Here is a 14,183-nt window from a genome sequence, read left to right as displayed (position 1 = left end):
ACATCTGAACACCTCCTGTCCTTCGGGACTCAGGATGAGAAAGAATCATAATAATAGTATCCTTTCTCCGTGTCCACTAAATCGGGGGAACTTCAGAGTAATTTATGAACAAAGATAAAGTTCTTGTAATTACTGTCGGCGGTTCGCCACAACCGATTGTCAAGAGTTTGAAGGAACACGATCCGGCTTATATTTATTTTATCCCATCATCCCTGACAGCGAATGAGATACCCGCAATAATTGAATCTGTATATGCTAAAGGGTGTAATGCCGTCAAAAAGATTTTCACTATTGTTGATTATAATGACCTGAAAGAGTGCTACAAAATATGTCATGAAGCAATTGAAGACATTTATTCCTTGGGATTAAATACCAAGGAAATAATTGTTGATTTGACCGGGGGCACAAAAATAATGAGCGGTGCCCTGCTTCTGGCCATTGCCGATCTTGGCTTGACAATTTCCTATGTTGGCGGCGAGCAACGCACAAAGGACGGCAAAGGCGTTCCTATCAATGGCACCGAGCGGATAATCTGCAGTTATCACCCCTATGATATGCTGGCCAAAGCATCCAAGGAACGATTCTGCCTGTGCTTTAACGGATACCGCTTTCAAAGCGCTGCCGTCATTGCGGAAGAGATATCATTGCGTGGCAGCAGTTCCCTGCGGTATATTTTCGGGGCATTAAAACAAATCAGTCTGGGATATTTCGATTGGGATCACTTTCGTTTTGACCGGGCTCTGCACGCCATTGATAAAGGACTGTTTGAATTGCACAGGCTGTCTTCTGAATACCACGATGATATCAAAAAGCTGACTGGATTCATTCAGGAAGTCACACAGAATAAAGAATATTTAACAAACCTGAAAACCGATATATATTCAACTGAACTTGTGCGAGAACTTGTTGCGAACTCCTGCCGCCGCGCTGAAGAGGGTAAGTATGACGATGCCGTGGCGAGGCTATATCGCGCGCTTGAAATGCTGGCCCAGTCACAGTTTTATGATTTGTATCGCCAGACGACATCAAAATTTCCTTTTGAAAAACTGCACAGCGTACTAAGAGCGAGATTAAAAAACGGCCGGGACGCAAGCGGCAACATAGATCTGGGGTGCTTTATGGCATTTGCGCAGCTTGCACATGAAAACAATGAGTACGGCAAATTATTTTTGGAAAATCGTGACCAGATCAGGGCCTTGATGAACCAGCGAAACACATCAATTCTTGCGCATGGAACAATACCGCTTGACAAAGGCAAATATGAAAATCTGTATAATATATTTAAAGATATATTTGAAATAAATGGCAGGCACTATGAATTTGCCCGTATAGAGGAAACTGACTTAATAACCATTGGCGTCTGACGAGTCTAAGTTATGAAAGAACAATTTAATGCTCTTGATCTGCCGGTATTGGCTTTCAGCGTCAAAGCTGTTGTCAAACAGGATATCCTTTGGAACTCCTTCCCGGGGAGCGTCGTACATGGGAATATTGGGTTTAGATTAAAAAAACTATCGTGCGTTGTGAAGCATCAGAATTGTCAGAAGTGCTTTCTTGTTCACTCTTGTCCTTATGGCGTTGTCTTTGAATCCCCCATTCCGGCTGACAGCAAGAGGATGAGGCTTTATCCGCAATCCCCGCATCCAATGAGGATAACAGTCTTTCCATGGGAAAAGCAGGTGTTGGTGCCTGAAGAAACGTTTGAAATTAATTGCTACCTGTTTGGCAGAGCCACTACCAGCCTAATGTTGATTCTTCTGGCGCTCGATGAGAGTTTAAGGGAGGGAGTTGGACGAATGAGTGCCGGAAAAAGGGGCCTTGCCGAAATTGTGACTATCAAGAATATTATAAACGACGATATAAAGCAATGGGATGACTTGAAGACAAATTATGCCGGCTTCATTGATACAACATCTCTATATATGTTGGCTAAGGAAATCAGAAACACGGATGCTTTGATTGAACTGAAAACACCGCTAAAGCTGATTACTGATGGTAGAGTCAATAATAATCCCACGGTCAGAGATATTTTGGCAAACCTTCTGCGCCGATTGAGTAATATGTCATATTTCTTTGGAGGTAAGGATGCGGATCTTGAATATGAAAAACTGCTTGAAATGGCGACTTCATTAACTTCAGAAAATGAACTGAGAAAAATTCGAGCGATACGATATTCCAGCCGGCAGGAAAAGGCCATCGACATAAGCGGAATCATTGGCAAAATGAATATCCTTGATTGTCCACCCGCCATTTTATCGCTGCTTCAAATGGGTCAATTCGCGGGCATTGGGAAGAATACATCTATGGGTCTGGGTGATTATATTATTGATTGATTTTTGGCAGAGGACTGCCATTTCATTATTCCAAACTGTCTGGAGGGATATTAGTTCTTGACGGTAATTATTCGATGTCGAAATCCTAAAACATTGTTGGAAATATTTGTAATTCATAGATCGGGAGGAAATATTAAATGGCATATCGTGATCTGACACAAGAGCCATTGGCTGTGGGGTTGAAGAATGCCACACCAGAAGCAAGATTACTTGTAAAGATGTTTGTTGATGGCTTAAATGAACTTATGCAGAAATCCGGATATGACAAAATCTGGTATCAGCCTGATGATTCCACGGCCTGGCTGATGCGATGGTATTGGATGTATCATTACAAATCAGAAAAAAGGGACTTCATAACCAGACTGAATTTTGAATCAAGACATTCATTTCAAATTAATTTCTCGCATTTTGGGGCCAGAATACCAGCTGAAGTGGAGTTTCTTCCAGAAGCGCTCATGAAAGACCTTAAATACAAGGGTTTTCCGGCCCATGTATTAATTAAAGATGCAAAAGATTGTCAAAAATATATGCCGTTAATAGCGGAGCATTATATTCGTATAAGAAGACATCTGGAAGCAGGCGGCACCCTGCCCCTGCGTGGCTGCAGTCATATCGAAATCGCCCTTGGTTCATACTTATCAATGAATGATAAGGCCACTTGGACAAGATGGGAAAAACCTGTTTTCCTCGGCAGACGGGAGGTCGATCTTTGCAGCTTGAAAGAAAAAATAGCCATTGAGATCCAGGGCGACTATTGGCACCGCCGCAAAGAAATAAAAGAAAAGGACACAAACAAAAAGGAAGACCTTTTGGCGAATGGCTGGTCCGTGGTGTGGGCATGGGAAGGAGGCATTAAAGAGAAGTTTCACCTGGTCCTTGACGCCCTTGATCAGGTCCGCAATGGGCAGAGATTTGTTGAGATTAAAAAGAAGTAATTTGTGACCAATCTGTGTCCATCGGTGGGAAAAAAATACAAAATCAGACACAAACAAACAAAAGAATATAAAAGAATAATTTCCATCTAAATCTTTGATAGTCAGCGTAATAGCTTGTATTTCAACGAATTGCGAAAACAGACATCGGAGAATCCCTGCCTCTCCGCATACAATAGTATGTTTTGGCCTGTCGGTCTGCCATAGCAGTCATTTTCCCAGAGTAATCCAGGTTCCATAGATATCCCATCCTGCCCGCATACTAGTATGTTTTGGCCTGTCGGTCTGGGCGCAACAGCGCCTTTTTCGCCTTCGGTCTGCCATAGCAGTCAGTTTCCCAAAGTAATCAGAGTTCTATAGATGTCCCACCCTGCCCGCCATAACAGGCAGGGAGCCTGTTTCTTGGCCTTCGGTCTGCCATAGCTGACGTTTTCCCAAAATAATCATAGTTTTTTGGAGGATTAGAGAGCCATTTGTCGGCGGGCCGCGTACAAAAATAATAACGCATCCTGATTCAGAGACTCAAATTATCCTGCCGCTTGTGGATTTTGATAATTTTTCATATATAAGCATATTGATCATCACTTGGCGATATTAAGGAGCAAGCATGGATAAATCACTGAAGTCCATTCTTTGGAATCAATGCGGGGCCGCGATAGATACCCTGGAAAATGCCATTCTGGAATGCCCCGAACAGCTTTGGGGCGACCGGTCGCAGCAGCCGGAATACTGGTATATCGCTTACCATACTTTATTCTGGCTTGACTTTTACTTCTCGGATTCTCACGAGGGGTTTACTCCGCCAGCCCCCTTCACTCTTTGCGAAATGGACCCGGCCGGACTGCTTCCGGAAAAAGTTTATTCGAAAGCAGAGCTTCTGGATTATCTGCAGCATGGCCGCAGGAAAGCCCGGGCGGCAATCGAGAATTTAACGTTTGAAAAGAGTCTTAAGAATTTTAAGTTCGGATCGACTGATCTCAGCTATCTGGAATTGATCCCGTACAACATGCGTCATGTTCAGCACCATGCGGCGCAATTGAACCTTATTCTGCGTCAGAAAACAAATTCGGCCCCGCGCTGGGTATTCAGGGCGAAGAATCATAATCAATAGCGACAAAGGGGTAGGTACGAATCTATAGTTAGAAATGACTCATTGTCCCATTCTGTGCTTATCCAACAGCGTCAGAAAACGCGGATTATCGCGGAGAGAAGCGAGTTCCGGAGCCCGATTCAACGTATTCACGGACAAGTTGGATGGTATCGTCAACAGGTAATCAAAAAGCTCTATGGCCTGATCCTGCTGTCCCGCCTGTGCATAGACGGTCGCGAGCATTCTTAAAGATCCCGGTCCGCTAAGAGCATCGTTTGATACCGGGTCAAGTTCGACGGCACGTTTTGCCAACTGCAGGGCCTTGTCGGTCTGATTCAATCCGGCATAGACATTTGCCAGCGAACTCAGAAGCTGGGCAGCATCGGGTGCTTTCGAAAACTTGCTTTCCAGCGGTACCCGGGCCGAATCATAAAATATTTTCGCAGTCTGCTGCCAGCCCATTAACGCATAAGTGAAACCTTTCATTGAGTAGTAATCGGAGCTGTCGGCATTTTCGGGAGAGAGGGCGTCACCGGGAGCAGTCAACAGGCTCAGGGCATGATCATAGTTTCTATCGAAAAGGTCATAATATACTTCAAGCCAGGTCAGTTCCGGCCAGCGGCCGATACAGGCGCGTCCCGCATCAAGAACTCCCCGGGCCTCGCCTGTTTCACCCGTTTGACATAGGAATGCCCATGACTTCACAATATAGGCCCATTGATGATTCGGCTGCAGGTCTATGACTTTATCGAATTGGGCTATTGCTTCCCGGTAGCGGCGGCAGTAATGATATGTGATGCCAAGCTCGTACTTGTAAAATGCATCAAGAGGGTCAAGTTTGACAACTGCCTGGAGTCCGGTAACAGCCTCATCCCATTTCCCCTGGCGGCGCTGCACCCAGGCAATGCTGGCCTTCGCCAGTGCATTGTTTGGTTGCAGTTCAATGACCCGCGAGAACTCTTCAAGAGCGCGGTCGTAATCGCGCAACCCGTGATAGTAGTACCATCCCAGAGCCTGGTGTGACTCCGGCGCGTTCGGGGCCAGACGCATGGCCATGTCTATCATCTTCCTGGCGCTGTCCAGCAACTGTGGGGACTGATCAACCTGCCCCCACCAGTAAATCTCGGTATAGAGGCTGCCCAGCTCGGCGTAGGCCTGAGCGAAATCGTGCGCCAGTTCGATTGCCTTGAGATGCATTCTCTCTGCGAGACGCTGTTCTTTCTGCTGGTAATAAGCCACCGAAAAATATTGTTTTCCCCTCAGATAGTAGTCGTAGGCCGCAGGATTAACTTCAATTTTTCGCGATAGCGCGGCCTGTTCCGATTGCAGCAAAGTAACATCCAGCGCCGCCGCGACTTCCTGGGCTATCGTTGACTGCACTTCAAAAACATCCGTAAGCACGGCATCATAGCTGCCCGCCCACAGGTGCGAATCGTCGGTAACTGCGGATTAATTCGGACGCGGTCCTCTGTTCCCTTCTTTTCCCAGCGAATGGTCCCTTCGAGTATGTAGTCGACATTCAGTTCTTTGCCTATCTGCCTGAGGTTCCTGTCCCTACTTTTATACTGCATGGAACTGGTGCGGGATATTACTCCCAGACCGGAGAGGCCAATCAGGCAGGTGGTGATCTCTTCCGTAATACCATCGGCGAAATACTCCTGATCCGACGCACCAAGATTCTCGAATGGCAGTACCGCCAACATTTTACGAGCACTATCTGATTTCGGCCTGTTCTGCAGGAAGTAAATAATTCCCAGACCACCGACTATGACTACTGCGGCAAGGGCAATAACGTACAGTGATACACGGGAACGGAGGATTACCACCGACGATGAACCGGTCAGCCGCCGCAAGTCGGCACTCAAGTCGGCTGCAGTCTGGTAGCGATGTTCCGGCTTCTTCTCCAAAAGTTTGCCGACAATGCGCTGCAATTCTTCGGAAATATCGCTTCGATAACGCGCCGGCGGTTCTGGCGTATCCTCGGAAATGGCCTTGAGCGTAGCGGCCGGATTGTCCCGCATGAATGGATTGATGCCTGTTATCAACTCATACAAAACCACACCTAAGGAGAAGAGATCCGAACGGGCATCGGCATCCCGGCCGGCGATTTGTTCGGGCGCCATATAACCGATCGTTCCGGCAGTCGATCCCGTCCGAGTAAGTCGATCGCTATCGCGCAAAACAGCCAGTCCGAAATCGAGAACGCGGGGGACATTGTCCCGATCAACAATGATGTTGGACGGTTTGATATCCCGGTGTACTACGCCCGACTCGTGCGCCTTGCGAAGACCGTTGCAGATACCCAGAGCCAACCCGGCAATTTCGTCCTGATCCAGGCGACCGCAAGCCACAATTTTGTCGAGAGGGCGCCCCTCAACCAGCTCCATGGCGAAAAACGGTCGGCCATGATGTTCTCCCACTTCATAAACGGCCACAATGTTGGCATGACCAAGTTTAGCCGCCGCTTGTGCTTCCCGCTTGAAACGCGATCGACACTCTTCGCTCTGACAAAGATGAAAAGGTAAAAATTTAAGCGCTACTTTCCGATTGAGTTCGGTATCTTCGGCAAGGTACACCTCGCCCATTCCGCCGGCCCCGATCTTCTCGATGATATGGTAGTGTCTGACCCGAGTGTTTTTGGTCAAGACGACGAATGATTGTGTCCTATCATCATTTGATTTGTTTTCTGACATTTTGCTTGTTTAAAATAATTTTAGGATAATATTAAAATATGTTCAATCAACACGTAAAGCAAATAAAATGATAAGTAAATACATCATGATTAGAGAGCTGGGTTATCTGTGATTATTCCGTAAGCCTCATAATACCTGTGACTTAGCCCGACACAAATTTGATGCAAGGCCTCCTGCTATCAATCCCACTATTCGTTCTTTATCCACCTATTTCCCCGCAGTTCTCACTTTATACTGCCTAAATCTATCGATTTGGACCGGCAGAATATACCCCTGATCTGTATACAAAATCAGGGGAGCCTCAATTTTGACCCGCTCCGTGGTGAATTTAATTCGCCGCAATCTCTTTATCGATCATTAGCAGGTTTTTCAAATACTGCTCGGCATCCTGATTGACCTCGTCGAAAAGGTTGCGGATTTTTCCGGTGGGAAGAATCGCTTTCACCCTTTCATTTATAATTCTTACTTCCGGTTTACCGTCGACTCTGCCGATTTGAATCGGTGTCCAACTTATTCTCCCGGCTTCCAGCAGAAATTCATCAAGTTTAACAGGCGGAATGGAAAAAATGAGTTCGAATTCACCATGCGGCCCGGCCAGGAATATCCATGGTGGCAGATTATATCGCCCTGCAATCTTCAATACCGCCGGGTCGAGCAGGTCCTCCATTGGCACATTGATCTCAAAACCGATGTTGTTAAGACGCATCAGTTGATCCAGCGTGGCCAGAGCACCGTCACTTGTATCCATACAACAGGAGGCGTACTCTCGAAGCAACAACCCTTCCTTTATGCGGGCGACAGGTTTGTAATTCATGCTATCTTTGTTTGCTTTACTGTCACCCAGATAGCCAAGAAGAGCAAAGGCGCTTCCAAGACCCAGCGGCCCGGATGCGAACAAAAGATCATCGCACCGGCCTCCCATTCTGGTCATGAGCTTGCCGGACGGAATGATCCCAATAGCTGCAGCACCCATTTGCATCGCATTGGAGAAATTGGTATCACCCCCCAAAACATAAAAACCGTATTGCTCGCAGGCGTCTCTTATACCTTCCTGCAGCTTTTTTAAATAATCCCTGTCAATATCAGGCGGCAGGGTTTCATTCAAGAGCAAACCCAGCGGCTCGGCACCGACCGCCGCCAGATCGCTGGCATTCACGGTAACTGTCATCCACCCGATAAGATACGGATCGCTGTAAAGACCGCTCTGAATTTCCTCGACAATGGAATCGGTTTTGACGGCAAGAATGATGTCTGTTCCGGGCAAGTGTATAAGTTCAGCATCGCTCTCATGGAGCAGATTGCACTGATGCCGTGAGCGCGGGAACATTTCGGCCAGTTTTGAAATGAAACTGTTCTCTATAATTTCATTTAATTTGTGCATACCTGAATCGCCATATGTTTTAATGTGAATGTTGCGGCATTCGCCGTAACGACCTCGCCGTCGAATTCCAAAGCCATCGGTTTAGTCGATGCAATAGTAAGTTTTGAGGAATGCCGGCATTGAGTCAGGTGGTTATTTTTCGACGGCGGCCGACTCAACTTCCACAGTGTCAATATTTTTCCGGAAAGAGATTTATTTTCCACCAGATGGACATTAAAATATCCACTGTCGATTTCATGCGGCGAATCATAACGAAAATTTCCGGAAAAGTGCGGATTTTTTACGACGGCCAGGTTATCGACATATACATTTCCGATATTGTCATCATCAATACTTATTTGCACTTCCCTGGCCCTAAATGAAACAAGAATTTTCAATGCTGCATAGACTATAGCACATGATGGTGCGTGCTTTTTCAGGAATCTCAATATACTGCCGGGTGTATTAAATAAACGGTTGGCCTCGGCGGTTATACCAATGCTTGAATTTATCAGCCAGTATTTTGTACTTTGAATATCGTTATCCATGGAGTATGCAATAATTCCCGCGTCATGAGGTCTAACACTGCCGAAGTCTATACGACATGGAATATTTTTAATCATACTGTCATTACAAAACGGCTTATGGAAGTCATTGCTCGACCCGAGACCGATTGCACCCAGTCTTGTCTTTTTTGCTACATCCTCAGGCGCCTCCATCAAGGCATTTACCAGCAGATTTACAGTGCCGTCTCCGCCGGCGGCGACAAAATCACGCTCGCCGCCTGCTATCCACTGCAAAATAACCGCGCTCAGGTCAGATAATTTATCCAATTGATAGATATTAAAAGATCCCAAACGAGTCCGAACCTCCGACTCTATTTTCTGCCATTTTTGCAGGGCTTTTCCGCCGCCTGCCTTCGGATTTATTATTATCAGCATAGTTCATCCTCGCATCATCATATCTGCTCTTTCATAGGCCGCAGCCAAAGGGTGAAAACAAAAGCCGCATATAATATTATTATGGAAATCGTCCAGTTCGGGCGGGCCGCTGTCGTGATTGCGGAAAGCATCAGTATAAAACTATGAACGACCGGAGTAATAGCCCGGTATGCTTTCTTTTCATCGATAACCTGGTGAAGTCTTCTTTGCGCCGTTATGGACATGGTTAACCCGGCAAGGATCAAGATGAGTGGCGGCAGGATTTCCTTAAGAGACGCAATGTCTTCATAAATATAGTACAGCGTCAACGCGGTCGAGATGATAGCCGTTATTGCAAATATATCACTGACTATTGCCGAAATATTGAATCCGAAAACAACCGGCATGGTCAGATATCCGGTCGTTCGGTCGGCAGAGATATCCTTGTAATATCCGGTCAGAACGAAATTTGCATACGCAAAAAATACGGCGAGAACGGTTAATAAGAGCGCGGGTGAAATGATATTCGACTCACTCGCTGAACCATTCCCGGATACAAAGCCTATCAGACACAATAATGCCACAATCCAGGCATTATAAAATGGGCCGGCCCACCAGCGACGCTTAATATAAGTATAGCTGGCCAGGCCGATTATGGCCAGAGTACAAAGAACGATATTAATCCATGATGCCAGAATAAGTAGGAACCCGCTTAAGAATAAACCGCCAAGGCTGACTATGGCCACATCCCGACGCCTGATTTTTCCCTGCACCAGGGGCCGGTATGGCGATGAGAGCGAGTCGGTATCGACCTGCATGCTGTCGGTCAACGCCTGGCCGAAACCGTATGACAGCAGAAATATAACTGCGTACATAATGCCACTTGCCAGGGAAGTCAATTCTGATAAGGCCAGCCCGGCAATGCCGGCAATTCCCGAAACGAAAAACAGGTAAGGCCGCATGGTAATGACATAGAGACGCAGGAAACTCAGCGAGCAGATGTATGCGGGATGATTATCTTCGGCCGTCGTTCTCGGCTTATCCTCCGATGAATATTTATTATTCTCCCTTAATAATCTACAAGCAATCAACAATCCGGCGGTACCTCCCAACACACAGGCGGCATTGATAAAAAGCTCAAAAATGCTTGAAATTGAAAGAGGCAGGTATAACCCCTGACGAATATAAAAAGTAATATCAATAATCCCCAGGTAAACCGCCATTGAGGAAGCGATCAGAAGGCAGAGTTTTCCATAATGTTTGCACCTTATCAACCCGATGCCACCAACCATCAGGATAAAGCCAATCAGTATGTCGGCATAAGGAAAAGCCGATTCATATACTGATATCACCTGTCGATTTGTTTCGCCTGATAATCCGGCTCCGCCGAAATAGACCACCCAGAAGGCAAAGTCCAGTAATGTCCCCGCAAACATCAGGTATGCCAGGATGTGTCTTGCTGAAATATAGCTTGCTGTTTCCCGCATTTTGTTACTCTTGCCATAAAAACTATCAATATGACTATATATCCAAAAAATATTTCCAGTTTGCAATCATCCTTTAGTGAATTATAAGCTGCCTGCTTTTGCCATTCGGACTAACCTCCGCCGTCGCAAAGTAATAACTGTCCTCAATATTCGCGGTACCGCCATATATCTTGTTGGCTTCCCTCATGCTGATGATGTTGATCCCGCTGAAACCGGTTATCCTGAGTGTTTCCGACATCTTCTGAGGCGTGCAGCCGAAAGTCAGCGGCTCCTTTATTGAAGCGCATAACTCCAGCAGCAGGCGATTGCCTTTGTAATCGGTCTCATCGTCAACCAATTCGGGCGGCACAAAGTCGAAAACAATCCGATTATTGGGACCCAGTTCCGCCAGCCGCCCAAGCGTCTCAGAGACAATTTCCTGGTTCAGGAACAGCGTGACCCCTTCCCAGATAAAAAGCGCTCTCTTATCAAAGGCAAACCCGGCCTTAACCAGCTTTTCGGTTATCGAATCTTTCGAGAAATCCATTGTAACATAGGTAACATTCGCCGGCAGCCGCCCCAGCAACCTTCGGGTAAGTGTCTTTTTAATCAACTGAGTCGATTCCAGATCAAGTTCGAATACCCGAATATTCCGAAATTCCCTGACCCGCAGGTAGCGGCTGTCATACCCGGCTCCAAGCAGGACCACCTGCTCAAAACCGTCATTCATGCACTGCTTCGAGTAATCATCCATATATCGCGCTCGCAGAACAATTGCTTTGCGGATGGACGGATTGAGAGTATGCATCTTTTGGACCATCTGCATTCCGATTTTTCCGGAATAGTAGGGAGCATACTGATCCTGGATAATTCGCTTCTCCGCCGGTAGGGACAACTCGAAGGCTTTGGCGCCAGCCGACCACCGTGCAAACAGGAAGCCGCACGGTTTCTCGATTGTCTTGTCATATATGCGTTGCATTTTATAACTCCCTTCTCTCAATATTTTCTGTCAAACACAGGTTTGATAACGCCGACTTCAAGCAGCAGCGGATAAACTATCAGGTTCACGCCGATAGCAATCAGCAGCAGCCAGTAGATAAATCCCGGCGCCCGGTCGAGCATTATGAAAACCGGAATGAAAAACAGTGCGGTCAGGTTATTGATGATGCTCTTGTAACCCGGTTTCCAGTGCGTTGTCACCAGACACGTGATCGGGAACCTGATCGGCGAAATCACCAGGATGATTAATATTGCCGTATAGGCTGTCGGGTAAATCGGCGGCAGCTTCAGAAAGTAGAACAGGAACACGGAGAAGAATATCGGAGGCGCCCCTACTGAATACCCCGATGCCAGGAAGCCTTCTTTGCGGGAATATTTCCATGATGCCGTAACGGTTGCCAGTACCACCAGGGGCAGACCGGTTCCTTCAATAAAGAGGCCGCACTTCCAGAACAGCATCATCGGAACAAAGGTCAGGCCGACCAGGTCGGTTATGATATCTAGAACTTCACCGGATGTACCGGGAAATTTCTCCCGCACTTTCATTGTCCGTGCCATGGTGCCGTCGATACGATCGACAAAAAGCACCAGCAGGCTGTACCGGGCCGCCGCTTCGAAGCGGCCCCCAATTACCGCCGCCAGCGCAAGGGCGGCAAATGCCAGGCCGGTCAGGGTGACCAGATGCGGCAGATAGTAAATATATTTTTTCATGCTCTCCTCCCCTATGCTATAAGCAGGCGCCCCGACCAATAAAAGACAGGCGCCGCAAAAATGAGACTGTCAAATCGGTCCAAGATCCCGCCATGGCCGGGAAGCAGTCCGGAGAAATCCTTGATCCCGAGATTGCGCTTCACATGTGAAAAACAAAGGTCCCCAACAGTCGCAGAAAATGATACCAACACACCAATACTTATCAGGACAAACATGGCAACGCCGGTCAACAGAAAAGCCAGCAAGAAAACAGCGCCGACTGTCGAAAGGGTGCCTCCTATCGCGCCTTCAACTGTTTTGCCCGGGCTGACTCTTATGAGAAGTTTGCGTCTTCCAACCAGACGACCCCAGAGCTGTGAATAGCTGTCGTTCACCGCCACCAGAAGGAACAGAAAGGCAAACGAATTTTGCCATGATCCGCCTGGCGCCAAGAAAAGATGCGCCAGGCAAATAACAATCAGCATGACAGCCAGGGTCAATAGCGATTTCGAAATTTTCTTCTTCCTGAAATTTTTGTGAAGTTCAAATCCGGCAACAGCGATGACTCCGGCGATTACCGCAATTGTCGCCCAGCGACCGGCATAGCACGCCGACAGCATGCCACCGACAATCACCAGATAAACACCATATTTTACCCAATCTGAGATTCTGGCAGTTAATGGCGTTTTATGGATCCGATGAATCAGCGCCATCAGAAATCCTCCCAGGCCAAACAGCCCGGCCGCGATTATAATCACTTTTGCAAACATTCTCTCCTCCTCCTATGGAACCAGAAGCGTCACGGCTCCAGGTATGACTGAAATATCAAATTCGGTGCCTTCGCACCCGATATTGCCGTCTCCAAAGAAAGACAGCTTTTTATTGGCTACTATTCTAACCCGGTGTGTACGGTGCATGTGGACATTGGACATGTTGACATGACGTCCCGAAGTCGTTCCCGCCACGGCCGCGGTGTAATTCTTCAAGCCCCACCCGGCCTCAATTGTAAATAAATCCAGACAGCCGTCATCGTTGACCGCATCCGGGCAAACCTTGAATCTTTTTCCCAGCACAGCCTGATTGGCGATAATAATCGAATATGTTTTGCTTGTGAATGATGAGCAGTTGCAGCTCATGCGGGTGCGTACACCCCGTCCGATGCTGCTGATGAATGCAAGAAGCAACCCAAGAACATAAATCCGGCTGCCGATGATGGAAAGCGGTCGGCGCCGCAGGGGCAGGCATTTTTTCAGGGCCGTTGCATTTATGACGGCGTCTGCCGGAAGACCCAAGCCGCCGACAGTAATAAAATGCCAGCCATTAACGCAAATGCTGTCGATACGACGGGTCGAACCTTTGATAATTATGTCACACGCCTTTTCCACATCATTGGGGATGTTTATTTGATCCGCCAGATCATTGGCGGTTCCGGTGGGGATGATGCCGACGGCAACCTGTGACGGAATCACACCATTGACCACTTCATTTACCGTGCCATCACCGCCAACCGCCACGATTATGTCGAATCCCTCCTTCACTGCCAGACGAGATGCCCGGGTTGCATGTCCCGGATAGGCGGTTCGCAGAAAGTCAACGTCGTGATCGGCAAATTTGGCCTCAAGCAGCGCGGTGAGTTTTTTATCTCTCCCTCGCGCCGATTTTTCGTTAATGATGCATTTTATTTTCATTGCTCATCCACC

General features: G+C 47.3%; 13 protein-coding genes. 4 read left to right on the top strand and 9 right to left on the bottom strand.

Annotated elements, in window-relative coordinates:
• Positions 1 to 104: 104 nt before the first annotated feature.
• The 4 genes from CVT49_07795 to CVT49_07780 all read left to right on the top strand — a co-directional run bounded on the left by CVT49_07795 (position 105) and on the right by CVT49_07780 (position 4,376).
• Complete coding sequence (locus tag CVT49_07795) at positions 105 to 1,364, top strand: TIGR02710 family CRISPR-associated protein (protein PKK83650.1); 1,260 nt, start codon at positions 105 to 107, stop codon at positions 1,362 to 1,364.
• Positions 1,365 to 1,376: 12 nt separating this feature from the next.
• Positions 1,377 to 2,333 carry a hypothetical protein gene (locus tag CVT49_07790; protein ID PKK83649.1) on the top strand — a complete coding sequence of 319 codons (957 nt, stop codon included), beginning with the start codon at positions 1,377 to 1,379 and terminating at the stop codon, positions 2,331 to 2,333.
• A gap of 137 nt (positions 2,334 to 2,470) precedes the next feature.
• Complete coding sequence (locus CVT49_07785) at positions 2,471 to 3,268, top strand: hypothetical protein (protein PKK83648.1); 798 nt, start codon at positions 2,471 to 2,473, stop codon at positions 3,266 to 3,268.
• 604 nt (positions 3,269 to 3,872) lie between these two features.
• Complete coding sequence (locus tag CVT49_07780; GenBank protein PKK83647.1) at positions 3,873 to 4,376, top strand: hypothetical protein; 504 nt, start codon at positions 3,873 to 3,875, stop codon at positions 4,374 to 4,376.
• Positions 4,377 to 4,415: 39 nt separating this feature from the next.
• Here the strand turns inward: CVT49_07780 and CVT49_07775 are convergent, their stop codons facing one another.
• The 9 genes from CVT49_07775 to CVT49_07735 form a co-directional block, all read right to left on the bottom strand.
• A complete protein-coding gene (locus CVT49_07775) occupies positions 4,416 to 5,756 on the bottom strand; it encodes a hypothetical protein (protein PKK83646.1) in 1,341 nt (446 codons plus the stop codon).
• The gene (locus CVT49_07770) at positions 5,720 to 7,048 is read right to left on the bottom strand and encodes a hypothetical protein (GenBank protein PKK83645.1); all 1,329 of its coding nucleotides are present in this window, start codon (positions 7,046 to 7,048) and stop codon (positions 5,720 to 5,722) included. Before CVT49_07770 ends, CVT49_07775 begins: the two co-directional genes overlap by 37 nt.
• A 328-nt stretch (positions 7,049 to 7,376) precedes the next feature.
• Positions 7,377 to 8,429: a hypothetical protein gene (locus CVT49_07765; protein PKK83644.1), complete on the bottom strand. Its 1,053-nt coding sequence runs from the start codon at positions 8,427 to 8,429 to the stop codon at positions 7,377 to 7,379.
• Positions 8,417 to 9,349, bottom strand: coding sequence for a hypothetical protein (locus CVT49_07760; protein PKK83643.1), 933 nt, complete (start codon positions 9,347 to 9,349; stop codon positions 8,417 to 8,419). The genes CVT49_07765 and CVT49_07760 overlap by 13 nt, the downstream gene beginning before the upstream one ends.
• 17 nt (positions 9,350 to 9,366) lie before the next feature.
• Positions 9,367 to 10,815 (bottom strand): hypothetical protein, encoded by a 1,449-nt coding sequence (locus CVT49_07755; protein PKK83642.1) that lies wholly within the window; start codon positions 10,813 to 10,815, stop codon positions 9,367 to 9,369.
• 73 nt (positions 10,816 to 10,888) lie between these two features.
• Entirely contained in the window at positions 10,889 to 11,773 is an 885-nt protein-coding gene (locus tag CVT49_07750) for a hypothetical protein (protein ID PKK83641.1), read from the bottom strand.
• A gap of 17 nt (positions 11,774 to 11,790) precedes the next feature.
• Positions 11,791 to 12,504: a hypothetical protein gene (locus CVT49_07745; protein ID PKK83640.1), complete on the bottom strand. Its 714-nt coding sequence runs from the start codon at positions 12,502 to 12,504 to the stop codon at positions 11,791 to 11,793.
• Between the two features lie 11 nt (positions 12,505 to 12,515).
• Positions 12,516 to 13,253, bottom strand: a complete 738-nt coding sequence (locus tag CVT49_07740) for a hypothetical protein (protein PKK83639.1) — start codon at positions 13,251 to 13,253, stop codon at positions 12,516 to 12,518.
• Positions 13,254 to 13,265: 12 nt separating this feature from the next.
• On the bottom strand, positions 13,266 to 14,171 hold the full coding sequence (locus CVT49_07735; GenBank protein ID PKK83638.1) for a hypothetical protein: 906 nt from the start codon (positions 14,169 to 14,171) through the stop codon (positions 13,266 to 13,268).
• Between the last annotated feature and the right edge of the window lie 12 nt (positions 14,172 to 14,183).

This window comes from candidate division Zixibacteria bacterium HGW-Zixibacteria-1, from assembly GCA_002838945.1.
Lineage (GTDB): Bacteria > Zixibacteria > MSB-5A5 > GN15 > PGXB01 > PGXB01.
The sequence above is the reverse complement of the archived record's forward strand: the minus strand, read 5'-3'. Positions and strand labels throughout refer to the sequence as shown.